Consider the following 24,910-nt stretch of genomic DNA (forward strand, 5'->3'; position numbering starts at 1 on the left):
CCAAAATTGTTTTCAAATGTAGATATGAGGGAATTAAAAATGACACGGCTGTGGTGTTGAAAATATTATTTTCTTCTTTCGACAGGTTGCTTGCGATGAGGAGAGACAACGTGCGCAAAACAAAACTGGACGCGATGAAAACGCGCCAGCTCCTGATTGACACCGCCATTGCGGAGTTTGCCCGGCGCGGGGTGTCGAATACCACGTTGACGGACATCGCTGACGCCGCGCACGTGACGCGTGGGGCGATATACTGGCACTTTTCCAGCAAGGCGGAGTTATTTAATGAGATATGGAAACAGCAAGAAGAACTAAAGGAAAAAGAAGCAACCTGTTTCATTACTCATGAGCATGGCGACCCGCTTAGTGAATTGCGAAACACTTTGATCGCGCCATTAAAAGCCGTTGCGGTGGATCCTAAAAATCGCGCATTAATGGAGATATTGTATCATAAATGTGAATTTACGTCTGACATGACCTCAGAGTATGAAATTAAAAATAGCGCGTGTTTCGATAAAGACAATTTAGCAAAGGCGCTTAAACACTGTGTCGAAAGCGGCCAGGTCAGCGCCGCGATAAACATTGATGTAACGATAATATTATTACAAAGTTGTATTAACGGAATAATCAGTAATTGGCTGAGCGAACCGAGTGCGTTTAATCTTTTCGCGCTGGTGGAGGATTTGGTGGATAACATGTTAAAGCTGTTAACGACGGATAACCTCAGCGCGACGTCGTTTCAACCTTCGCTGTTTGCCGCTATGTAAAACCGCAATAAAAAAGGCGCTTCCCCATGCCGGTTAGCGCCTTTTTACACAGCAATGAGCTAATCGAAATTAGTTCATGCCATATTTTTTGAGTTTCTTACGCAGAGTACCGCGGTTGATACCCATCATCAGCGCAGCGCGGGTTTGGTTACCGCGGGTGTACTGCATCACCATGTCCAACAGGGGCTGTTCAACTTCAGCCAGTACCAGCTCATACAGGTCATTCACATCCTGACCGTTCAATTGAGCAAAATAGTTCTTCAGTGCCTGTTTAACCGAGTCACGCAGGGGCTTTTGAGTTACCTGATCCTGAGAGTTGACGGTAGAAACGGTTAGTACGTCAGAATTTACGCGTTGTTCGAACATAGTTCTGTTAGCTCTTTATTTCTGTTTTACACTTCATCTCTCAACCTGCCTTCGCTGGCAACCTGCGTTCATCTTGTCGCTTACGGTGATAAGCTCCGCAGACTCACTCAGTTACTGCCTCGACGCATGATGATTGATTCTGTGTATACGCAAAATTTTCGAAGTATGCCTCCAACGCCTCCAGCTGCTCGCTGGCGTCCTCTATGGCGTTGAATGTGCGCCGAAACTGGTCATCTGGAGCATGTTCCTGTAAATACCAGGAAACGTGTTTACGCGCAATTCGGTACCCTTTCGCTTCGCCATAGAAGCTATGCAGTTCGCGAATGTGCGCACAAAGCAAGCGCTTAACCTCTACCAGAGGCAGAGGGGGCAGCAACTCCCCAGTGTCCAGATAATGCTGGATTTCCCGGAAGATCCAGGGTCTTCCCTGGGCTGCGCGTCCTATCATCAAGGCATCTGCCCCTGTATAGTCGAGCACGGCCCTGGCTTTAAGCGGGTCGGTAATGTCGCCATTCGCGATAATCGGAATGGAAACTCTCTGCTTAACTGTCCGAATACTGCTGTATTCCGCGTTTCCCTGAAATAAACATGCCCGGGTGCGGCCATGAATCGTCAGCGCTTGAATACCGCAATCTTCCGCCAGTTGGGCAATCTCTACACAATTGCGGTGTTCTGGATCCCAGCCGGTACGAATCTTCAGCGTCACAGGCACGTCCACTGCGTTGACTACCGCGTTCAGGATTGACTTCACCTGTTCGGGGTACTGCAGCAGGGCTGAGCCCGCCAGCTTACGATTCACCTTTTTCGCCGGGCACCCCATATTGATATCAATAATTTGGGCGCCATTTTCCACGTTGATACGCGCGGCCTGGGCCATCTCATCAGGTACACTTCCGGCAATCTGCACGGTGCGAATACCCGGCTCATCGACATGAACCATCCGAAGCCGTGATTTGTCGCTTTCCCATACCTGTGGGTTAGACGACATCATCTCGGAAACGGTCAGTCCGGCCCCCATCTCATAACACAGCGTCCTGAATGGACGGTCAGTAATACCGGCCATGGGCGCTGCAATCAGGCGATTTCTGAGTTGGTGGTGTCCGATGCGCATGAGTTAAGAAATGACCATACTGTGCCTGCAAGGCGGCGTATATTACGCATTTTTGACGCGAGATGAAAGGCCAAACTTTGAACAATCAGAGGGTGTAGATCAAGGAATCGCCAGAGTGCAGGGTAGAAAACGTGAATTTCATATAAATTTCATCAGGTTAATTGAATAAGATTATTTTGTGTTCAACAACAATTTCTTATGACTTCTCACGCCAGAGCTGGAAATATCGGGAAACAACCCGGATGTATTTGCTGGTTTTTCAGGCAATGAGAGCGAATTTTGAGAACTCGCTCTCATTTTTTGAGCAGGGCGATTCAACAGCCGCGCTGATTATTCAACCACCACACGACCATGTAACGGCTGGACCGGGCGGTTATTGTCATGGTGCATAACGGTCTTGAATTGCTGAAGCTGCGCTTCTGACAGCGTCAGAGGGTGCTTCATCACCAGCCATGTCACACCCTCGGAGCAGGGCGGCGTGGTTAGCGAGCCGCTAAAGCGCCAGTACGTTTTGTCGGCGGGCAGCAGACTATTCATATCGATTTTGGTGGTCAGCGGCGCGCTTTTTTCCGCTTGTTGCGGCATTTTCTTCCACAATTCCGCCAGCGCCGCATTCTCTGCACCGATGTCAAACATCACAGCCACCACCACAATGTCGCCGTTGTTCTCTTTATGCACCAGGTGCATTTCCATCGCAGCATGCTTACCGTTGAGGGTATTCTCGCTGGGCGCATGGAAGTGAAATTGCTGCAAATCGACGTTGATATTGTCAAAATTAACGGTGTTATCGGCCTTTTGGTCAAAGCTGGCCTGGATGGTGTGGCCGTTATTTAGCAGCACGACAGGGCCCTGGGAGTACTGCACTTTCAGCGGTGCAATATGTGCTTCCAGGGAGCCGCTGATGTCGATCGGCGACTGGTTTTTACCTGCCTGGCACTCTTTAAATTCATTGCTAAGCTCGCCCCAATGTTCCGGGGAGGCATGGCCCTCGTAACTCCAGTGGGAAGCCAAAGCCAGCGCAGGCATCAGGCCTGCGGCAAATAACAGCGATGTTGCTAAACGCATTTTCATTTCATTCGTCCGGTGAATCTACGATATCTGATGGTCCACCCCGGTGATATCGGGGCGGCTTATTATAAAGAGGACGGATAAATCAGAAGGGGATTTCAGAGCTGGATACGGGGAATTGAGAACATGGCCTGCACCATGTTCTCAAAGATCAGTTTTTAACGCCGGTAATGCGGCACCACTCTTCTTTTTCAACCACCGGGTCGAGGCTGAATAATTCCTGATAGGCTTCGCAGACGCTTTCCGCCTGGCTTGCCAGCACGCCAGACAAGCCTAACAGGCCGCCCTGAACCGGTAATACGCTAATCAGCGGGGCCAGTTCACGCAGCGGGCCCGCCAGAATGTTGGCGACCACCACGTCGGCCTGCATCTGTTCCGGTTGGTTATGCGGCAGATAGAGTTCCAGACGCTCAGAAACACCGTTGCGCTGGGCGTTATCGCGGCTGGCCTGAATGGCCTGCGGATCGATATCGATACCGATGGCTTTGGCTGCGCCCAGTTTAAGCGCAGCGATAGCGAGAATGCCGGAGCCGCAGCCGAAGTCGATTACCGTTTTACCGGCGAGATCCAGGCCGTCCAGCCATTGCAGGCACAGCGAGGTAGTGGGGTGCGTGCCGGTACCGAACGCCAGGCCCGGATCGAGCATCACATTCACGGCGTTTGCATCGGGGACATCGCGCCAGCTCGGGCAAATCCACAGGCGCTCGCCGAAACGCATCGGGTGGAAGTTATCCATCCACTCGCGCTCCCAGTCTTTATCTTCTAACTGCTCGATTTTGTGGTAAAAACCCGCGCCCAACAGCGGCTGGTTTTCCAGGATCGCCACCACGTCTTTCATATCGGTTTCGGCATCATACAGCCCGATCACATCGGTATCGCCCCACAGGCGGGTTTCGCCCGGCAGCGGCTCGAATACCGGCGTATCGTGGGTATCCTGAAAGGTGACGGATACCGCACCGCTTTCCATTAGCGCGTCGCCGAGGTCCTCCGCATGAGTACCGGTAGTGTTAATTTTCAGTTGGATCCATGGCATAGCGTCACTCTTTATTTATCAGCGGATGAAACAACAGCGGCTTCGGCTACCGGGCGACCAAACAGGTTGCCCAACAGGAAAGCCAGCAAACTTATTAATAACGACGGTACGATGGGATGGAACCCAAAGTAGTGCACGTTAAATGTGGCGAGCACGGCATAAAGCACGCCGCCGCAAATCATTGCGCTTAAAGCGCCTGTAGCGTTGGCTTTTTCCCAGTACAGCCCCAGCACCAGCGGCCACAGGAAAACCGCTTCCAGGCCACCAAACGCCAGCAGATTAAGCCAGATGATCATTTCAGGCGGGCGCCATGCCGCCAGCAGCAACAGCACGCTCAGTATCAACGTGATCGCCGAGGACATGCGCTTCAGCCCCTTTTCATTATGGATCTGATCGGGACGGATATTGAGCCAGAGATCTTTGACGATCGTGGCGGACGACTGCAACAGCTGGGCGTTGATGGTCGACATAATCGCCGCCATCGGCGCAGCTAAAAAGATGCCCGCCGCAACCGGCGGTAGCACAGTCACCATTAGCGTGGGGATCACCAGATCCGGGACTTTCAGATCCGGCAAAACGGCACGACCCAGCGCCCCGGCAAGGTGCATACCGAACATCAGGATAGCCACCACGATAGTGCCGATGATCATCCCGCGGTGCACGGCTTTACTGTCTTTATACGAAATGCAGCGTACCGCGGTATGGGGAAGGCCGATCACCCCGAAGCAGACCAGCACCCAGAACGAGGTCATAAAGGCGGGAGAAAGCATGTCGCCAGCGCCTTCCGGGGCGATCAGTTTCGGGTCGATATGCTGGAGTTTTTCCACCGCGCTCGGCAGCCCGCCAGCGGCATGCACCACGCCAATCAACAGCAGGATGGTGCCAATCAGCATCACCATACCCTGCATGGTGTCGTTTAATACGCTGGCGCGAAAGCCACCAAACGCCGTGTACAGTGCGATACTGACGCCGAAAATCAGCAGTCCGGTTTCGTAAGGAATGCCCGCTGCCGTCTCAAGCAGCCGCGCGCCACCGATAAACTGCACCGTCATCGCGCCCACAAACGCCACCAGCAGACTAATGCTCGCCAGCCATACCAGTAAACGGCTTTGGTAGCGGGCAAACAGCATATCGTTCAGCGTCACGGCGTTGTAGCGGCGCGCCAGAATCGCGAATTTCTTACCTAAAATGCCCAGCGACAGCCAAATCGCCGGTAGTTGGATCATCGCCAGCAATACCCAACCCAGACCATATTTATAGGCTGCGCCAGGCCCGCCAATAAATGAACTGGCGCTGATATAGGTCGCGGTGAGCGTCATCGCCAGCACGAAGCCGCCCATGGAACGGCTTCCGAGGAAATATTCGTTCAAAAAGCTGCCGCTGGCGCGACGCCGGATGGCATAAATCGACAGTCCCATCACCACCAGCAAATACGCAACCAGAGGCAGGATCACTTCATGCTGCATTGTCGTCCTCCAGCGAAATATCGCGGTAAATCACTTTCACCATCAGCCAACACAACACAATAAAAATCAACGGCACCAGCAGGCAGGCCATCTCAAACCAGTGAGGAAGCCCGGTGAACCCGAGGGTGGAATCAGGTAAGTAAGCAGCCACTAACCAGGCGGCGAGATAGAGAAGGGTCAGCCACAGTGCCCAGCGGGCTTCTCTGTGTGCCTGAACAAAGCGTTTGTCCATTGTCATCCCAGGTTAATTGTAAAAGCCGCGATTGTAACCTATGGGGCGCAGGGGGGAATAAAAAAAGGCCGGAAGACCGGCCTTTTTTACTGCTGAGCGATTACTTCTCGGCGAGACCGAGTTTTTTCTCCAGATAGTGGATGTTAGTACCACCTTGCTGGAAGTGTTCATCGTTCATGATGCGTGTCTGCAGATCAACGTTGGTTTTGATGCCGTCGATGATCAATTCCTGAAGCGCGTTTTTCATGCGAGCAATCGCCACATCACGGGTTTCGCCGTAGCAGATCAGCTTGCCGATCATGGAGTCATAGTATGGCGGTACGGTGTAACCGGCATAAATATGAGACTCCCAACGCACGCCAAAACCGCCTGGCGCGTGGAAACGGGTGATTTTACCCGGGCTTGGCAGGAAGGTGTTCGGATCTTCGGCGTTGATACGGCATTCTACCGCATGGCCTTTTACCTGCACTTCTTCTTGCTTGATGGACAGCGGCTGACCGGCAGCGATACGCAGCTGCTCTTTAATCAGGTCAACGCCGGTGATCATTTCGGTAACCGGGTGTTCAACCTGAATACGGGTGTTCATCTCGATGAAATAGAACTCGCCGTTTTCGAACAGGAACTCAAAGGTACCCGCGCCGCGATAGCCGATATCCACACAGGCTTTCGCGCAACGCTCGCCGATGAAGCGGCGCAGTTCCGGGGTGATGCCCGGTGCCGGTGCTTCTTCGACCACTTTCTGGTGGCGACGCTGCATGGAGCAGTCACGTTCCGCCAGATAGATCGCGTTACCCTGACCGTCAGCCAGCACCTGAATCTCAATGTGGCGTGGGTTCTCGAGGTATTTCTCCATGTAAACCATGTCGTTGCTGAAAGCGGCTTTCGCTTCGGCTTTGGTCATGGAGATGGATTGCGCCAGCTCAGCATCGCCGCGCACAACGCGCATACCGCGACCGCCGCCGCCGCCAGAGGCTTTGATGATCACCGGGTAGCCGATGCGTTTCGCATGGGCACGGTTGGCGTCCATGTCGTCGGTCAGCGGGCCGTCAGAGCCCGGTACAGTTGGGACGCCTGCTTTCTTCATCGCGGTGATCGCAGACACTTTGTCGCCCATCAGGCGGATAGTGTCGGCTTTCGGGCCGATGAAGATAAAGCCGGAGCGTTCAACCTGCTCGGCAAAGTTGGCGTTCTCGGAGAGGAAGCCGTAACCCGGATGGATTGCCACCGCGCCGGTGATTTCAGCGGCGCTGATGATAGCCGGGATATTCAGATAGCTTTTTACGGACGGAGCCGGGCCGATACAGACCGTCTCATCCGCCAGCAATACGTGTTTTAAATCGCGATCCGCGCTTGAGTGCACAGCGACGGTCTTGATGCCCAGTTCTTTACAGGCACGAAGAATACGCAATGCGATCTCGCCGCGGTTGGCGATAACAATTTTATCCAGCATGTTCGCCTCGTTACTCGATGACGACCAGCGGCTCGTCAAATTCAACCGGTTGACCGTTTTCTACCAGGATAGCTTTCACTACGCCTGATTTATCAGCTTCGATCTGGTTCATCATTTTCATTGCTTCAACGATGCACAGCGTGTCGCCCACGTTTACTTTCTGGCCCACTTCCACAAACGCTTTCGCGTCCGGGCTCGGGGTACGGTAGAAGGTACCAACCATTGGGGAACGTACGATGTGACCACTGATTTCAGCGACGGCTGGCGCTTCCATTGCCGGCGCGGCGGCTGGCGCGATAGCGTTAGACAGCGCAGGTTGCTGCTGTTGCATCATCGGTGCGGCATAAGCTTGCTGCATCATTGGGAAACCGGTGTTCACCGGGGCGCGGCTAATACGTACCGATTCTTCGCCCTCAGAAATTTCCAGTTCAGCAATGCCTGATTCTTCAACCAGCTCGATCAGTTTTTTAATCTTACGAATATCCATGAGTGGGTTCCGTACTCTTGTTTAGTTTGAGTGTGACAGGCGTTTTACCGCCGTCTGTAGTGCATAGGAATAGCCGTCAGCGCCGAATCCGCAGATGACGCCGGCAGCGATATCCGAGAGATATGAGTGATGCCGGAAGGGCTCACGGGCGTGGACATTGCTCAGGTGGATCTCGATAAACGGAATGCTCACCGCCAACAGCGCATCACGAATGGCAACACTGGTGTGGGTGAACGCAGCCGGATTGATCAGGATGTAATCCACCTTGTCCTTTGCCTGATGAATGCGGTCAATCAACACATACTCCGCATTGGATTGCAGGTCATCCAGCGAGACGTTCAACGATGCTGCCTGGGCTTTCAAATTAGTAACAATGTCTGCCAGCGTTTGGCTGCCGTACTTCTCAGGCTCACGTGTGCCGAGCATGTTCAAATTCGGGCCATTTAACAGCAGTATGTTGAATCTATCCGTCATCGTGCCTGTATCTCCTGCCAATTTCGGTGATATTACAAAATATACCTGGATTGCTTGATTGTCATCACCTGGCGGCCCAAAAAACAGCCAGCTGGAAAACCAAAGTCGCACATTATAACGATTTCGTAGCAATTGGCAGCTAAATACTGGTCTTATCAGGGAAGATTATCAACCGATATCTGCGAGACCGCAGCGGAAGTGAAAAGAATTGAGCACAACTGCACAGAACCTCGCCTTATCGCCACCATTGGCGGAACTTCTTGTAACGTAGCGCTAAAAGCCCAGCCGCCAGCGCGGCGTAAATCAACGGCTGTGGGGAAAGCGTCTTTACCGACCACATATAATGAATCGGCGCAAGGATGGCGACCAGATACACGAAGTTATGCAGTTTTTGCCAGTTTCGCCCCAGTTTACGCTGCATGATCTGTGGCGATGTCAGGGCGAGCGCCAACAAAATCAGCCAACTGAGGATCCCCAGGGTCAGATAGGGACGGCTAATCAGTTCTTTACCCAGCAGCGCCACATTATGAATGCCCAGTTCCAGTAAGGCATAGCTGGTTAAATGCAGGCTCGCCCAGGCGAAGCACCACAGGCCCAGCATACGCCGGGTTCTGATCAGCAACGGCTGTTTAGCGTAACGCGCCAGCGGGGAGACCAACAAGGTCGCCAGCAGTAATTTCAGAGCCATCCTACCGGTAAAGTGCTGAATATCTTTTGCCGGATCGGCGCTGAAATATCCCTGGCTTGCCGCCCAGAACAGCCAAACCAGCGGCAAAAACGCCGCCAGATGAAAAACGACTTTTAGCCAGACGATCTGTTTTGCATTCAGCCGCACTCAAAAATTCTCCCGTAAATCGAGACCGTGGTACAGCGATGCCACCTGATCGGCGTACCCATTAAACAGCAGTGTCGGCTGGCGTTTCACATCCAGAATTCCACCCGATCCAATAAAGCGTTCACTGGCTTGCGACCAGCGCGGATGATCCACATGGGGGTTTACGTTGGCGTAAAAACCGTACTCATTGGCGGCGGCAAGGTTCCAGGTCGTGGGCGGTCTTTGCTCGGTCAGGGTAATGCTGACGATGGACTTGATCCCTTTAAAGCCGTATTTCCAGGGCACGGTTAACCTCACCGGCGCGCCATTTTGCGGCGGCAGCGCTTTTCCATAGACCCCGACAGTAAGCAGGGTCAGCGGATGCATCGCCTCATCAATGCGTAATCCTTCAACATAAGGGTATTCCAGCCCGCCGCCAATAAAGCGGTCTTTCTGACCGGGCATAACTTCTGGGGCATACAGGGTTTTGAACGCCACATAACGTGCCCGGCTGGTGGGCTCGACCTGCGCCAACAGACTGGCAAGCGGGAAGCCAATCCACGGTACCACCATCGACCAGGCCTCCACGCAGCGCATCCGGTAGATACGCTCTTCCAGCGGGAAACGCTTATGCAGATCGTCATAATCAAACGTCAATGGTTTGGCGACCTCGCCATCAATTTTTAATTGCCAGGGTTGAACAGGCAGGCTGCCGGCATTGGCGGCCGGATCGGCCTTATCCAGGCCAAATTCATAGAAATTGTTGTAACCCGTGACCTTATCTTCCGGGGTGAGTTCCAGCGCGCTTTGCCATTGCTGCGGCTTGCTGAATTCCAGCGGTTTGCCGGCGGGTGCGGGCGGGCGATCGTTGCCTTTAAACCAGGAGAGTAAATCCGCCTGCGCAACGCGGGGCAGGGATAACGCGGCAGCGCCAAGGCCCAACGCCTGCAGGACCTGGCGGCGCTTCATCATAAATACCGATTCGGGGGTGACATCGGCTTCGGTCAGCCGGGATAGCTTTTTCATGGCATGCTCCTTGACGTAGTCATTAAGCATGACGAAGAAAATGGTTTACGGCGAATTTGTCACAAAAAATTGAACAGAGGGGCGCTGCGGCCCCTCATTGCCTTAGCGGATTTTTACCAGGGTACGGCCCTGAGTGGCATTATTCATAATGTCATTAGCCAGACGCGGCGCTTCTGCCAGCGGGATTTCATGGGTGGCTTGCTCATAGAAGGAGGCAGGCAGATCGCGAACCAGGCGTTTCCAGGCTTCGGCGCGGCGCTCGGCTGGCGTCATCACGGAATCGACCCCCTGCAAACGGACATTACGCAGGATAAACGGCATCACGGTAGTCGGTAGCGCGAAGCCGCCCGCCAGGCCGCATGCCGCAACGCAACCGCCGTAGTTCATCTGCGCCAGCACTTTGGCCAACACTTTATCGCCAACGGTATCGACTGCGCCTGCCCAAATTTGTTTTTCCAGCGGACGGGTTTCGGCGAACTCCTCGCGGCCCAGGATACGGTTAGCGCCCAGCTTACGCAGATAGTCATGGGTGCTTTCGCGGCCGGATACTGCCGCAACCTGATAACCCAGCTTATGCAGCAGCGCCACCGCCGTACTGCCTACGCCGCCGCTGGCGCCGGTGACCACGACTTCACCGCTTTGCGGCGTAATACCCGCATCTTCCAACGCCATCACACACAGCATCGCCGTGAAACCTGCGGTACCGATGATCATTGCTTTACGACCATCCAGCCCTTCCGGCATCGCAACCAGCCAGTCGCCATTGACCCGCGCCATCTGCGACAGGCCGCCCCAATGGTTTTCGCCCACGCCCCAGCCGGTTAGCAGCACGGCCTGGCCCGCATGGAAGCGCGGATCTTCGCTGTGGCGAACCCGGCCCGCGAAGTCGATGCCCGGCACCATGGGGAAGTTACGGATAATTTTACCTTTTCCGGTAATGGCGAGCGCATCTTTATAATTCAGGCTGGACCAGTCAATATCGACGGTGACGTTTCCTTCGGGGAGTTGGTTTTCATCAATCGTTTTTACAGCGGAAATCGTTTTTCCATCCTGCTGATCGAGAATCAAAGCTTGCATGTCTACTACTCCTTACCGGGTCGTTAGCATTGGAAAATAATCGTTGAAGACTATACTCGCTTATTGAAACGCAATGCCGATTTAACGCAATAAATCCTGTTAAACCTGACGTCGTTTGCTACTATGCGCGGCTCTGGCTAATTAGTTAGCACTCACTTTTATTGTCGCGAGGACAACCTTAAAGGTTGCTGGTATCACCCCAAAACGGAGTTAACTCAAGGATGCGATTAACGACGAAATTCTCTGCCTTCGTTACCTTGCTGACCAGTCTGGCGATTCTGGTCACGCTCTTCGGCTGCGCCGCCAGTTTTTACAACTCCGTTCATTATAAGCTGGAGAAGCGGATCTCCGCCGTGGTGACGGTGATCGACAATGAACTGCTCATCAACACGCCGGAAGATCTGGCACCTCGCCTGGCGGGCATGATGGCCCCCGTTGATATCTCGCGAATCGAATTTATTAAAAACGGGCACACGCTGGTAGAAGTCAACGCGCCGCGTATGTACCGGCAACTGGGCGGTGTGGAACGCTGGCGCAGCGAGACGTTTAATTTACTGAAAAATCCTGGCCTGGCTGTACGCGTAACCTGGAGCGATCCGGTGGTGAATTACTTTCGCTCCGTGTTGACCACTGCGCCGTTGAGTATTGCCATCATCTTTATGGTGGCGATGATTTTCCTGGGGGGACGTTGGATTAAACGCCAGCTTTCCGGGCTGGAGCTGCTGGAAACGCGGGCCAGCCGGATACTTAACGGCGAGCGCGGCAACCGGGTACTCGGCTCGATGCATGAGTGGCCGACGCGCGCCAGCAGCGCGATGGATATTTTGCTGTCAGATATTCAGCATGCCAGCGAGCAGCGCAACCGTATGGACACCCTGATCCGCGCCTTTGCGGCCCAGGACTCAAAAACCGGCCTGAGCAACCGACTATTTTTTGATAATCAGCTCGCGACGCTGTTGGAAGATCAGGAGAGCGCGGGCGCGCATGGCGTAGTGATGATGATGCGCCTGCCGGATTTCGACACTCTGCGCGAAACCTGGGGCAAAACGGCGGTAGAAGAATATCTCTTCAATCTGATAAATATGTTTTCTACCTTTATTATGCGCTACCCCGGCGCACTGCTGGCGCGCTATTTTCGCAGCGATTTTGCCGTGCTGCTGCCCCACCGTACGCTTAAGGAGGCGGAGGGCATCGCCAGCCAGTTGCTGAACGCCGTGGATGCGCTTCCTCCCACACGTATGCTGGACAGCGCCGATATGCTGCATATCGGCATTTGCGCCTTTCGGGGCGGCCAGAGCATCGAAAATGTTATCGAAAGCGCCCAGGTGGCGACGCGCAACGCGGTATTGCAGGGGGGAAACGGCTGGTCGGTGTATGACGAATCGCTGCCGGAGAAGGGGCGCGGCAACGTACGCTGGCGCACGCTGATCGAAAATGCCTTACAGCGCGGCGGCCCGCGATTCTACCAAAAACCCGCCGTCACGCGTGAAGGCTGGGTGCATCACCGGGAATTAATGTGCCGTATCTTCGATGGCAAGGAAGAAGTGCTGGCGGCGGAGTTTATGCCGATGGTGATCCAGTTTGGCCTTGCCGAGCAGTTCGACCGGCAAATTATTACCCGCGTGATCCCGTTTTTACGCTTCTGGCCGGAAGAAACCCTTGCTGTTCCCGTCTCTGTGGAGGCGTTGATCCGCCCGCCATTCCAGCGCTGGCTGCGCGATACGCTGATGCAGTGTGAAAAAACGCAAAGAAAACGCATTCTTTTTGAACTTGCAGAGGCGGATGTTTGTCAACACATCAACCGTTTACAACCGGTTGTGCGATTAATACAGGCATTGGGGGCGCGTATCGGCGTGGTACAGGCCGGATTAACCGTGGTCAGCACCGCGTACATCAACGATCTCAATGTCGAGGTGGTGAAGCTCCATCCGGGGCTGGTGCGCAATATTGAAAAGCGTACAGAAAATCAACTGTTTGTGCAGAGTCTGGTAGAGGCTTGCAGCGGTACGCAAGCCCAGTTATTTGCGGCGGGCATTCGTAGCCGAAGCGAATGGCAGACCCTGGTGGAACGCGGCGTGACGGGCGGCCAGGGCGATTTCTTCTCGGCCTCGCAGCCCCTGGATACCAGCGTGAAAAAATATTCTCAAAGATTCTCGGTTTGACCTGCCGTTTAGCCAGATTTCACGTAGAATAACGCGCGCTGCATCTCAAGGGGGCGAGTGCGCCTGCCGGACAGATTCACGCAGCAAATATACAGCCAGTTTATAACCTCTTTGCGTTATGAGTACCCTTCGCGAACGATGCTTTTAGCAGGATGGCGAGTGGTGGGTAATGCGCTGACGAAAGAGGCGAGAACGGCACTCTTTTTCACCGTCGCAGAACATTTTTTGCGCCTTGTCGCTGCGTCGTGTGGTTGGTAAAGTAAGCGGATTTTGTTTTCCGCCCCAGCTTTCAGGATTATCCCTTAGTATGTTGAAAAAATTTCGTGGCATGTTTTCCAATGACCTGTCCATTGACCTGGGTACCGCGAATACCCTCATTTATGTAAAAGGACAAGGCATCGTACTGAATGAGCCTTCCGTTGTGGCCATTCGTCAGGACCGCGCAGGCTCGCCGAAAAGCGTTGCCGCCGTCGGTCATGATGCGAAACAAATGCTGGGCCGTACGCCTGGCAACATCGCGGCGATTCGCCCGATGAAAGACGGCGTAATCGCCGACTTCTTTGTCACGGAAAAAATGCTGCAACACTTCATCAAGCAAGTGCATAGCAACAGCTTTATGCGCCCAAGCCCGCGTGTGCTGGTGTGTGTGCCGGTTGGCGCGACCCAGGTAGAACGCCGTGCTATCCGCGAATCCGCGCAGGGCGCAGGCGCACGTGAAGTGTTCCTGATCGAAGAACCGATGGCGGCCGCTATCGGTGCCGGGTTGCCGGTTTCCGAAGCAACCGGTTCTATGGTGGTGGATATCGGTGGCGGTACCACCGAAGTGGCGGTGATCTCCCTGAACGGCGTAGTGTATTCCTCCTCCGTGCGTATCGGCGGTGACCGCTTTGACGAAGCTATCATCAATTATGTGCGTCGTAACTATGGCTCGCTGATCGGCGAAGCTACCGCTGAGCGTATCAAGCATGAAATCGGTTCCGCCTATCCGGGTGATGAAGTGCGTGAAATCGAAGTGCGCGGTCGTAACCTGGCAGAAGGCGTGCCGCGTGGCTTTACGCTCAACTCCAATGAAATTCTCGAAGCGCTGCAAGAGCCGTTAACCGGTATCGTGAGCGCCGTGATGGTTGCGCTTGAACAGTGCCCGCCGGAGCTGGCGTCTGATATCTCCGAGCGCGGTATGGTGCTCACCGGCGGTGGCGCACTGCTGCGTAACCTTGACCGTCTACTGATGGAAGAAACCGGCATTCCGGTAGTGGTCGCGGAAGATCCATTGACCTGCGTAGCCCGCGGCGGCGGCAAGGCACTGGAAATGATCGACATGCACGGCGGCGACTTGTTCAGCGAAGAGTAATCAGCCGCAGGTAAGGGCAGCCGTAAGGTCTGCCCTTTTCTTGCAGCCGAGGAATACGCATAGCCTATGAAGCCAATTTTTAGCCGTGGCCCGTCGCTACAGTTTCGCCTGATCCTGGCGGTTCTGGTGGCGCTTGGTGTCATTATCGCCGACAGCCGCCTCGGTACGTTCAGCCAGATCCGAACGTACATGGATACCGCCGTCAGTCCCTTCTACTTTGTATCAAATGGTCCACGTCAATTACTGGACAACGTGTCTCAAACCCTGGCGTCACGCGATCAACTTGAGTTAGAAAACCGGGCGCTACGTCAGGAGTTATTGTTAAAAAACAGCGAAATTCTATTGCTGGGCCAGTACCGCCAGGAAAATGCGCGTCTGCGCGAGCTGTTGGGCTCACCGCTGCGTCAGGACGAGCAGAAAATGGTTACCCAAGTGATCTCCACCGTTAACGATCCCTACAGCGATCAGGTGGTTATCGACAAAGGCAGCGTGAACGGCGTGTATGAAGGCCAGCCGGTGATCAGCGATAAAGGCGTCGTTGGCCAGGTGGTGGCGGTAGCGAAACTCACCAGCCGCGTGCTGCTAATTTGCGATGCGACCCATGCGCTGCCGATTCAGGTCCTGCGTAACGATATCCGCGTGATTGCCGCAGGTAACGGTTGCACCGACGATTTACAGCTTGAGCATCTCCCGGCGAATACCGATATTCGCGTCGGCGATGTCCTGGTGACCTCCGGCTTGGGCGGCCGGTTCCCTGAAGGTTATCCGGTTGCGGTGGTGTCTTCCGTGAAACTGGATACCCAGCGGGCGTATACCGTGATTCAGGCGCGTCCGACGGCCGGGTTACAGCGTTTACGTTATTTACTGTTGCTGTGGGGTGCCGATCGCAACGGCGCTAACCCGATGACGCCGGAAGACGTGCATCGCGTGGCGAATGAGCGTCTGATGCAGATGATGCCGCAAGTGTTGCCGTCGCCGGATGCGATGGGGCCGCCTGCGCCCGTACCTGCGCCAGCTACCGGCATCACCCAACCCGCGCCTGCTGCGCCTGGCGCTGCGGGAGGGCAATAGTGGCGAGTTATCGAAGTCAGGGACGTTGGGTTATTTGGCTCTCTTTCCTTATCGCCTTGTTACTGCAAATAATGCCCTGGCCGGATGACCTTCTTGCCTTCCGGCCTGACTGGGTATTATTGATCCTGCTTTACTGGATCCTGGCGTTGCCGCATCGCGTAAATGTCGGTACAGGTTTCGTGATGGGTGCCATACTGGATCTCATTAGTGGCTCTACGTTGGGCGTTCGCGCCCTGTCGCTGTGCATCATTGCCTATCTGGTGGCGCTTAAATATCAGCTCTTCAGGAATCTGGCGCTCTGGCAACAGGCTCTGGTGGTGGTATTACTTTCACTGGCTTCGGATATTATTGTTTTCTGGGCTGAATTTTTAGTGATCAACGTCTCTTTCAAGCCGGAAGTGTTCTGGAGTAGTGTAGTGAACGGCATACTCTGGCCATGGCTTTTCCTGTTGATGCGTAAAATTCGCCAGCAGTTTGCAGTGCAATAAGAGGGATTATGTCAGCGATTTATCTCGCATCCGGCTCGCCGCGTCGTCAGGAACTGTTAACGCAGTTGGGCATCGATTTCGAACGCATCGTCACCAATGTGGAAGAACGCCGCCAACCGCAGGAAAGTGCGCAGCATTACGTGGTGCGCCTGGCACGCGATAAAGCGCAGGCGGGCGTAGCGCAGGCGCAACGCGACCTGCCGGTACTGGGCGCGGACACGATTGTGATCATCAACGGCGACGTGCTGGAAAAACCGCAATCCCCTGAAGAAGCCTGCGCGATGCTGCATCGCCTCTCTGGCCAAACGCATCAAGTCATGACGGCGGTGGCTATTGCCGATCGTCAACACATCATGGATTGTCTGGTCGTCACGGAAGTGACCTTCAGAGTACTGTCGCAACAGGATATCGCCGGTTATGTCGCCAGCGGTGAACCTATGGATAAAGCAGGTGCATACGGTATTCAGGGGCTGGGTGGCTGTTTCGTCAGGAAGATTAATGGCAGCTACCACGCCGTAGTCGGCTTACCGCTGGTGGAAACGTATGAGTTGCTGAGTAACTTTAACTCGCTGCGTGAAGGATAGAAGAGAACATGACGGCTGAACTGTTAGTGAACGTAACCCCTTCGGAAACCCGGGTAGCGTATATCGATGGTGGGATCCTTCAGGAAATTCACATCGAGCGTGAAGCGCGGCGCGGGATCGTAGGGAATATCTACAAAGGTCGCGTCAGCCGGGTTCTGCCAGGAATGCAGGCGGCATTTGTTGATATTGGCCTGGAAAAGGCCGCGTTTCTTCATGCCTCAGACATCATGCCGCATACCGAATGCGTGGCGGGTGAAGAGCAGAAAAACTTCACCGTTCGCGATATCTCTGAACTGGTCCGCCAGGGCCAGGATTTAATGGTGCAGGTGGTGAAAGATCCGCTCGGCACTAAAGGCGCGCGCCTGACCACCGACATCACCCTGCCGTCCCGATACCTGGTGTTTATGCCAGGCGCGTCGCACGTCGGCGTTTCCCAACGTATTGAAAGCGAATCCGAGCGCGACCGCCTGAAAAAGGTGGTGGCGGATTATTGTGACGAGCAGGGCGGATTTATCATTCGTACCGCGGCGGAAGGCGTCTGTACGGAAGATCTGGCCTCTGATGCGGCGTACCTGAAACGCGTCTGGACCAAAGTGATGGAGCGTAAAAAACGCCATCAAACGCGCTATCAACTGTACGGCGAACTGGCACTGGCCCAGCGTGTACTGCGCGATTTCGCCGACACCTCGCTGGATAAAATCCGCGTCGACTCGCGTCTCACTTACGACATGCTGCTGGAATTCACGGCGGAATACATCCCGGAAATGACCAGCAAGCTGGAACACTACACCGGCCGCCAACCGATTTTCGATCTCTACGACGTAGAGAATGAAATCCAGCGTGCGCTGGAGCGCAAGGTTGAACTGAAATCCGGCGGCTATCTGATCATCGATCAGACCGAAGCCATGACCACCGTGGATATCAATACCGGCGCTTTTGTCGGCCACCGCAATCTCGACGATACTATCTTTAATACCAACATCGAAGCGACGCAGGCGATTGCCCGCCAGCTGCGGTTGCGTAATCTGGGCGGCATTATCATTATTGATTTCATCGATATGAATAACGAAGACCACCGCCGCCGGGTGCTGCACTCGCTGGAGCAGGCGCTGAGCAAAGACCGGGTGAAAACCAGCATCAACGGATTCTCCCAACTGGGGCTGGTGGAGATGACCCGCAAGCGTACCCGTGAAAGCGTTGAGCACGTATTATGCAACGAATGCCCGACCTGCCACGGTCGCGGCACGGTGAAAACCGTGGAAACCGTTTGCTACGAAATCATGCGTGAAATCGTGCGCGTGCATCATGCTTACGAGTCCGATCGCTTCCTGGTTTACGCCGCGCCAGCGGTGGCAGAAGCGTTAAAAAGCGAAGAGTCGCATGCGCTGGCAGAGGTGGAGATTTTCGTTGGTAAGCAGGTCAAAGTGCAAATTGAGCCGCTCTATAATCAAGAGCAGTTTGACGTCGTTATGATGTAACCCGGTGCAGGTAACCTACGCTCCGCGGTGGCGGATGACAAGGAGAGGAATGTGAGGCGACTGCCGGGCATACTGTTAATCACAGGCGCAACGCTGGTCGTGATTGTCGCCCTGTTGGTGAGCGGGCTGCGTCTGGCGTTGCCGCATCTCAACACCTGGCGTCCCGCGCTGCTTGAGAAAATCAGCGCCGCCACCGGCGCGCCGGTCGATGCCAGCTACCTTCAGGCTTCCTGGCAAAATTTCGGCCCGACGCTGGAGGTGCGCGATATCAAAGCGGGCCTGAAAGAGGGCGGCGAACTCACGGTTAAGCGTGTCACCCTGGCACTGGACGTGTGGCAGAGCCTGCTTCACGCGCGCTGGCAGTTCCGCGATCTCACGTTTTATCAACTCAATATCCGCACCAATACCCCTTTTACCCAGAGTGAAAGCGGGGAGCCTATCCCGGCCAACAAAATCAGCGATCTGTTTCTGCGCCAGTTCGATCAGTTTGATCTGCGCGACAGCAATATTAGCTTTATCACCCTTTCCGGCCAGCGCGCAGAACTGGCGATCCCCAGGCTGACCTGGCTTAATGGCCGCGATCGTCACCGCGCGGAAGGGTTAATTAGCCTTTCCAGCCTGACCGGCCAGCACGGGAGCATGCAGTTGCGTATGGATTTGCGCGATGATGACGGCCTGTTGAGCAACGGCACCATCTGGCTACAAGCGGATGATGTCGACGTTAAACCCTGGCTGGGCAGATGGATGACCGAGAACGTCTCGCTCTCTACGGCGCAGTTCAGCCTTGCCGCCTGGATGAATATCCGCAAAGGGGATATTGCCGACGGGGACGTCTGGCTGAAGCGCGGCGGGGCGTCCTGGCAGGGCGACAGCCAGCCGCATCATCTTCAGGTCGATAACCTGACCGCCCATTTGCGCAAAGAGGGCGCGGGCTGGCAACTGGATATTCCGCGCACCAATATCACTATGGACGACATCCCCTGGCCTGCGGGCGCGTTAACGCTGGCATGGCTGCCTGCCCAGGAGGTTGGCGGGGCCGATCGTAAAACCAGCGATGAGCTGCGTATTCGCGCCAACAATCTTAAGCTTCAGGGGCTGAACGGCCTGATTCCGATTACTAATAAGCTTTCGCCCGCTTTTGGCGACGTGTGGAATACCCTGCGGCCAAAAGGCCACCTCGATACCCTGGCGCTGGACATCCCTCTGGCGGCGACGGAGAAAACGCGCTTCCAGGGTGAATGGCGCGATCTCTCCTGGAACCAGTGGAAGTTACTGCCTGGCGCTGAACATTTCTCCGGCACCCTATCCGGCAGCGTGGAGAATGGTCGCGTCACCGCCAATATGAAACAGGCCAAGATGCCGTACGAAGGTGTGTTCCGCGCGCCGCTGGAAATTGCTGACGGCAAGGCGACGCTGGAGTGGCGCAAAGACGCGCAGGGCCTGACGCTGGACGGCAAAGATATCGATGTTAAAGCCACCGCAGTCCATGCGCGGGGCGACTTCCGCTACCAGCAGCCGGTCGGCGACGAGCCGTGGCTGGCGATCCTGGCGGGCATTAGCACGGATGATGCTTCCCAGGCGTGGCGCTATTTCCCGGAAAACCTGATGGGCAAACATCTGGTGGATTACCTGAGCGGCGCGATCCAGGGCGGCCAGGCCGACAACGCCACGCTGGTCTACGGCGGCAACCCGAAGCTGTTCCCCTATTATAAAAACGAAGGGCAATTCGAAGTGCTGGTGCCGGTGCGTAACGCGACCTATGCGTTCCAGCCTGACTGGCCTGCGCTGAAAGGCATTGAGGTCGAACTCGACTTTATTAATGACGGCCTGTGGATGAAATCGCCGGAAGCCATGTTGGGCGGCGTGAAAGGGCGCAACATCACCGCCAATATCCCGGATTACGCCAAAGAAAAGCTGCTGATTGACGCGGATATTTCCGGGCCCGGCAAAGCGGTTGGGCCGTATTTTAAAGAGACACCGCTGGAGGATTCACTGGGAGCCGCGCTGGATGAACTCCAGCTTGATGGCGATGTGAATGCTCGCTTACATCTCGATATCCCGTTTACCGGCGAGCGGGTGACGGCGAAGGGCGATGTGCTGCTGAACGACAACACGCTGTTTATTAAACCCCTCGACAGCACCGTGCATAACCTGAGCGGAAAATTCAGTTTCGTCAACGGCGATCTGCAAAGCGAGCCGATGCGCGCCACCTGGTTTAATCAGCCGATGAATCTGGATTTCAACACCAAACAGGGCGATAAAGCCTACCAGGTGGGGATTAATCTGGACGCCAACTGGCAGCCAACGCGCACCGGGCTGTTGCCGAAACCGATTAATGACGCGCTGGCGGGCCTGATGCCCTGGCAGGGCAAAGTGGGGATTACCCTGCCGTATAAAGGCAGCGCGCAGTATGACGTGGCGGTGAAAAGCGATTTAAAAGAAGTGAGCAGTCGCTTACCTTCTCCCGCCAGTAAAGACGCCGGAGAGCCTCTACCGCTGACGGTCAACGTTAAAGGCGATCTGCGCGGATTTACGCTTACGGGCAATGCGAGTGACGGGCATCGCTTTAACAGCCGCTGGCTGTTGGGCAATAAGCTCACTCTCGATCGCGGCATCTGGGTGTCTGACAGTAAAACCCTGCCGCCGTTGCCGGAGCAGGCGGGGGTTGAACTCAACCTCCCGGCGCTGGACGGTGCCGAGTGGCTGGCCCTGTTCCAGAAAGGCGCGGCAGATGACGTCAGCAACGCCACGCAGTTCCCGGAGCATGTCACCTTACGCACTCCGGCGCTGACGCTGGGTGGGCAGCAATGGAATAACGTCAGTATCATTTCCCTGGGTAATGATGTCTCCGTGCAGGGACGTGAAATCAACGGTTCGCTGGCGATGAACAAAACCGGTCCGTGGCTGGCCGAGATTAAATACCTTTACTTCAACCCGGTATGGAGCGCGGTGACGGACGCCAAAGCGCCTGCCAGCCCACTTCCAGACCAACGTATTAATTTCAGCGACTGGCCTGACGTGCAACTGCGCTGTGCCGAATGCTGGCTGTGGGGCCAGAAATATGGCCGCATCAATGGCGATGTTGCGATATCGGGCGACACGCTGACCTTATCCAACGGTATTGTCGATACCGGCTTTGCGAAGCTTACCGCGCAAGGCGAATGGGTTAACCGCGCCCGCGAGCCTCGTACGTCAATAAAAGGGACGCTGAAAGGCAAGAAGATCGATGCCGCGACCAATTTCTTTGGCGTCTCTACGCCAATCCAGGGGTCTTCGTTCGATCTGGATTACGATCTGCACTGGCGGGATATGCCCTGGAAACCGGATGAAGCGTCGCTTAACGGCATCCTGCACACCCGTCTCGGCAAAGGGCAAATCGAGGATTTGGGCACTGGACACGCCGGGCAGCTACTGCGCCTGATGAGCTTCGATGCCCTGCTGCGTAAACTGCGCTTCGACTTTAGCGATACGTTTGGCGATGGGTTCTATTTTGATTCCATTCGCAGCACCGCATGGATTAAAGATGGCGTATTACATACCGACGATACGCTGGTAGACGGCCTGGAAGCGGACATCGCCATGAAAGGCTCGGTTGACCTGGCGCGCCGCCGGCTGGATATGGAAGCGATCGTCGCGCCGGAAATTTCCGCCACCGTGGGCGTGGCTACGGCCTTCGTGGTCAACCCGATTGTCGGCGCGGCGGTGTTTGCCGCCAGTAAGGTGCTTGGCCCGCTGTGGAGCAAAATCTCCGTGCTGCGTTACCATATTTCCGGTCCGCTTGATAAACCGCAGATTAACGAAGTGTTGCGCGAACCGCGCGCCGGGAAGGCGCAATGATTTGACGGCATCAATGAATTGCCGCAAGCTCCCTATTATGAATCACCCTATAGAGTAGCCTAACGATGAGTCTGAACCTGGTAACTGAGCAGTTGTTGTCTGCGAATGGCTTGAACCATCACGATCTGTTTTCCATCCTCGGTCAACTGACCGAGCGCCGTGTGGATTACGGGGATCTGTATTTTCAGTCGAGCTATCACGAATCCTGGGTACTGGAAGACCGCATCATCAAAGATGGCTCTTACAATATTGACCAGGGCGTGGGCGTACGCGCCGTGAGCGGCGAGAAAACCGGTTTTGCCTATGCCGACCAGGTCAGCCTGCTGGCGCTGGAACAGAGTGCCCATGCGGCGCGCAGCATTGTGCGCGAGCAGGGCGATGGACGCGTGCAAACCCTGGGGGCTGTAGAGCATAAAGCGCTGTACACCTCGCTGGACCCGCTGCAAAGCCTGACCCGCGAAGAGAAACTCGACATCCTCAAGCGCGTCGACGGCGTGGCCCGTGCGGCAGATGCCCGGGTGCAGGAAGTGAACGCCAGCCTGACCGGCGTGTATGAATTGATTTTAGTGGCAGCCACCGATGGCACCCTGGCGGCGGACGTGCGTCCGCTGGTGCGTTTATCGGTCAGCGTGCAGGTTGAGCAGGACGGCAAGCGCGAGCGCGGTTCCGCTGGCGGCGGTGGTCGTTTTGGTTATGAGTGGTTCCTGGAAGCATCAGATGGCGAAGTACGCGCTGATGCCTGGGCCAAAGAAGCGGTGCGGATGGCGCTGGTGAATCTTTCCGCCGTTGCCGCGCCAGCGGGCACGCTGCCGGTGGTATTGGGCGCGGGCTGGCCGGGCGTGCTGCTGCACGAAGCGGTCGGTCACGGTCTGGAAGGCGACTTTAACCGTCGCGGCACCTCCGTCTTCAGCGGCCAGATGGGCCAACGGGTGGCGTCGGAACTTTGCACCGTGGTGGATGACGGCACCATGGCCTCGCGCCGTGGTTCGGTGGCCATTGACGACGAAGGCGTTCCGGGCCAGTACAACGTGCTGATCGAAAACGGCGTTCTCAAAGGCTACATGCAGGATAAACTCAATGCGCGCCTGATGGGCGTTGCGCCGACGGGCAACGGTCGCCGTGAATCCTATGCCCATCTGCCAATGCCGCGCATGACCAACACCTATATGCTGGCGGGGAAATCCACGCCGCAGGAAATCATCGAATCGGTGGAGTACGGAATTTATGCGCCGAACTTTGGCGGCGGCCAAGTCGATATCACCTCCGGCAAGTTTGTGTTCTCCACTTCTGAAGCGTACCTGATCGAAAAAGGTAAAGTGACCACGCCAGTGAAAGGCGCGACCCTGATCGGCTCCGGTATCGAAGCCATGCAGCAAATTTCGATGGTCGGTAACGATCTGAAGTTGGATAACGGCGTTGGTGTGTGCGGTAAAGAGGGCCAGAGCCTGCCGGTCGGCGTCGGCCAGCCGACCCTGAAACTCGACAGCCTGACCGTGGGCGGTACCGCGTAATCTCTCCTGCAAACCCTCTCTTAATAGAGAGGGTTTGATTATCGCGTCTCTTTACTTCCGAAACGCCTCTCCTGATACAGCGTCGCCACCCCGGCAAAATATTCCGTCAGATAATTAATGCACACCTGCACCTTCAGCGGCAGTTTATCCCGTTCGGTGTACAGCGCGTAAACCGGGCGCGGATCGGACTGGTAGCGCGGGAACAGGATCTCCAGTTCGCCCCGGTTGATCTCGTCGATCACCCACATCAGCGGTACATACGCGATCCCGGCCCCTTCAATCAACCAGCGCGACAGCGTCATCGGATCGTTGGTGACAAAACGCCCCTGCGGAATCAGGCGTGTGGAGATCCCCTCCGGTGCGATCAGCTCAAACTCATTGTCGGGGCGCACACTATATTCAAGCCATGAATGATTGCTAAGATCCGAGGGCTTTTCCGGCGTGCCGTAGCGGGCGAGATAGGATTTAGCCGCGCAGACCACCATCGGCATTGCGCCAAGCCGTTTGGAAAACAGGCTCGAATCCTGAAGCGCGCCGACGCGGATCACCACATCCAGCCCGTCGGCGATCAGATCCGGGGCGGGGATACCGGTCACCAGATTGACGGTCAAACCCGGATATTCGCGTAACATTTGCGCTGTCATTCCCGCCAGGACATTTTGTGCCATAGTTGAAGAACACCCAATACGCAGGGTGCCAATTGGCGTGTTGTTAAAGGCGTAGAGCTGCTCATGCACCGATTGCACTTCATGGAGCATTTTTCGGCAGCCCTGGTAATAGATTTTTCCCGCCTCGGTCAGCCCGATGCTGCGCGTACTGCGGTTTAACAGTTTGACCTGCAATTCGTCCTCCAGCTTCGACACGGTCTGGCTGATGGACGAGACGCTCATGTCCAACTGTTTAGCGGCGCGGGTAAAAGAGCCTTGCTCAACAACCCGCGCGAAAATCGACATACGTTTCAGGCGTTCCATTGTTCACTCTGAGTGAAAAGTGATTTAGATCACATATGATAGATGACTTATTATAAATTACGTTAATATATTATTAACGAGGTAAC

21 protein-coding genes and 1 pseudogene are annotated in these 24,910 nt (G+C 55.3%); 9 read left to right on the top strand and 13 right to left on the bottom strand.

The features are described 5' to 3' along the window. Positions 1-134: 134 nt before the first annotated feature. The gene (locus tag ACVV26_RS02215; RefSeq protein ID WP_474801695.1) at positions 135-767 is read left to right on the top strand and encodes a TetR family transcriptional regulator; all 633 of its coding nucleotides are present in this window, start codon (positions 135-137) and stop codon (positions 765-767) included. A gap of 69 nt (positions 768-836) precedes the next feature. Here the strand turns inward: ACVV26_RS02215 and fis are convergent, their stop codons facing one another. The 12 genes from fis to acuI all read right to left on the bottom strand — a co-directional run bounded on the left by fis (position 837) and on the right by acuI (position 11,371). Continuing rightward, the gene (fis, locus tag ACVV26_RS02220) at positions 837-1,133 is read right to left on the bottom strand and encodes a DNA-binding transcriptional regulator Fis (protein ID WP_000462905.1); all 297 of its coding nucleotides are present in this window, start codon (positions 1,131-1,133) and stop codon (positions 837-839) included. Between the two features lie 103 nt (positions 1,134-1,236). Further along, the gene (gene dusB / locus ACVV26_RS02225) at positions 1,237-2,244 is read right to left on the bottom strand and encodes a tRNA dihydrouridine synthase DusB (protein ID WP_474799775.1); all 1,008 of its coding nucleotides are present in this window, start codon (positions 2,242-2,244) and stop codon (positions 1,237-1,239) included. A gap of 330 nt (positions 2,245-2,574) precedes the next feature. Continuing rightward, positions 2,575-3,315, bottom strand: a complete 741-nt coding sequence (locus ACVV26_RS02230; protein ID WP_474799776.1) for a carbonic anhydrase — start codon at positions 3,313-3,315, stop codon at positions 2,575-2,577. Positions 3,316-3,463: 148 nt separating this feature from the next. Then, positions 3,464-4,345 carry a 50S ribosomal protein L11 methyltransferase gene (prmA, locus tag ACVV26_RS02235; RefSeq protein WP_474799777.1) on the bottom strand — a complete coding sequence of 294 codons (882 nt, stop codon included), beginning with the start codon at positions 4,343-4,345 and terminating at the stop codon, positions 3,464-3,466. A gap of 11 nt (positions 4,346-4,356) precedes the next feature. Continuing rightward, positions 4,357-5,811, bottom strand: a complete 1,455-nt coding sequence (gene panF / locus ACVV26_RS02240; protein WP_474799778.1) for a sodium/pantothenate symporter — start codon at positions 5,809-5,811, stop codon at positions 4,357-4,359. Further along, a complete protein-coding gene (locus ACVV26_RS02245; RefSeq protein WP_125292979.1) occupies positions 5,801-6,043 on the bottom strand; it encodes a YhdT family protein in 243 nt (80 codons plus the stop codon). Before ACVV26_RS02245 ends, panF begins: the two co-directional genes overlap by 11 nt. Positions 6,044-6,143: 100 nt before the next feature. After that, entirely contained in the window at positions 6,144-7,493 is a 1,350-nt protein-coding gene (gene accC, locus ACVV26_RS02250) for an acetyl-CoA carboxylase biotin carboxylase subunit (protein ID WP_312984040.1), read from the bottom strand. Positions 7,494-7,503: 10 nt separating this feature from the next. Beyond that, positions 7,504-7,980, bottom strand: coding sequence for an acetyl-CoA carboxylase biotin carboxyl carrier protein (gene accB / locus ACVV26_RS02255; protein WP_474799779.1), 477 nt, complete (start codon positions 7,978-7,980; stop codon positions 7,504-7,506). Between the two features lie 21 nt (positions 7,981-8,001). Then, positions 8,002-8,454: a type II 3-dehydroquinate dehydratase gene (gene aroQ / locus ACVV26_RS02260; protein WP_312984036.1), complete on the bottom strand. Its 453-nt coding sequence runs from the start codon at positions 8,452-8,454 to the stop codon at positions 8,002-8,004. A gap of 235 nt (positions 8,455-8,689) precedes the next feature. Beyond that, positions 8,690-9,289, bottom strand: coding sequence for a protein-methionine-sulfoxide reductase heme-binding subunit MsrQ (gene msrQ / locus ACVV26_RS02265; RefSeq protein WP_474799780.1), 600 nt, complete (start codon positions 9,287-9,289; stop codon positions 8,690-8,692). Continuing rightward, the gene (gene msrP, locus ACVV26_RS02270; protein WP_474799781.1) at positions 9,290-10,294 is read right to left on the bottom strand and encodes a protein-methionine-sulfoxide reductase catalytic subunit MsrP; all 1,005 of its coding nucleotides are present in this window, start codon (positions 10,292-10,294) and stop codon (positions 9,290-9,292) included. A 102-nt stretch (positions 10,295-10,396) separates the two neighbouring features. After that, positions 10,397-11,371: an acrylyl-CoA reductase (NADPH) gene (gene acuI, locus ACVV26_RS02275; protein ID WP_474799782.1), complete on the bottom strand. Its 975-nt coding sequence runs from the start codon at positions 11,369-11,371 to the stop codon at positions 10,397-10,399. Between the two features lie 221 nt (positions 11,372-11,592). Here acuI and csrD point away from each other — a divergent pair, with 221 nt between their 5' ends. The 8 genes and pseudogenes from csrD to tldD all read left to right on the top strand — a co-directional run bounded on the left by csrD (position 11,593) and on the right by tldD (position 23,853). Beyond that, on the top strand, positions 11,593-13,533 hold the full coding sequence (gene csrD / locus ACVV26_RS02280) for an RNase E specificity factor CsrD (RefSeq protein ID WP_474799783.1): 1,941 nt from the start codon (positions 11,593-11,595) through the stop codon (positions 13,531-13,533). Positions 13,534-13,840: 307 nt separating this feature from the next. Further along, positions 13,841-14,884 carry a rod shape-determining protein MreB gene (mreB, locus tag ACVV26_RS02285; protein WP_000913396.1) on the top strand — a complete coding sequence of 348 codons (1,044 nt, stop codon included), beginning with the start codon at positions 13,841-13,843 and terminating at the stop codon, positions 14,882-14,884. A 66-nt stretch (positions 14,885-14,950) separates the two neighbouring features. Next, the gene (gene mreC, locus ACVV26_RS02290; protein ID WP_125292987.1) at positions 14,951-15,955 is read left to right on the top strand and encodes a rod shape-determining protein MreC; all 1,005 of its coding nucleotides are present in this window, start codon (positions 14,951-14,953) and stop codon (positions 15,953-15,955) included. Next, entirely contained in the window at positions 15,955-16,443 is a 489-nt protein-coding gene (gene mreD, locus ACVV26_RS02295; RefSeq protein WP_125292988.1) for a rod shape-determining protein MreD, read from the top strand. Before mreC ends, mreD begins: the two co-directional genes overlap by 1 nt. Positions 16,444-16,451: 8 nt before the next feature. Next, a pseudogene (locus tag ACVV26_RS02300) lies at positions 16,452-17,046 on the top strand (Maf family protein). Next, positions 17,036-18,505: a ribonuclease G gene (gene rng, locus ACVV26_RS02305; protein ID WP_161659228.1), complete on the top strand. Its 1,470-nt coding sequence runs from the start codon at positions 17,036-17,038 to the stop codon at positions 18,503-18,505. The pseudogene ACVV26_RS02300 and the gene rng overlap by 11 nt, the downstream one beginning before the upstream one ends. Positions 18,506-18,556: 51 nt before the next feature. Then, a complete protein-coding gene (yhdP, locus tag ACVV26_RS02310; RefSeq protein WP_474799785.1) occupies positions 18,557-22,342 on the top strand; it encodes an AsmA2 domain-containing protein YhdP in 3,786 nt (1,261 codons plus the stop codon). A gap of 65 nt (positions 22,343-22,407) precedes the next feature. After that, entirely contained in the window at positions 22,408-23,853 is a 1,446-nt protein-coding gene (tldD, locus tag ACVV26_RS02315) for a metalloprotease TldD (protein ID WP_312984024.1), read from the top strand. Positions 23,854-23,891: 38 nt separating this feature from the next. Here the strand turns inward: tldD and aaeR are convergent, their stop codons facing one another. Beyond that, positions 23,892-24,824: an HTH-type transcriptional activator AaeR gene (gene aaeR, locus ACVV26_RS02320; RefSeq protein ID WP_474799786.1), complete on the bottom strand. Its 933-nt coding sequence runs from the start codon at positions 24,822-24,824 to the stop codon at positions 23,892-23,894. Positions 24,825-24,910: the final 86 nt, after the last annotated feature.

The organism is Atlantibacter sp. MEI4A-1023, from assembly GCF_056155425.1.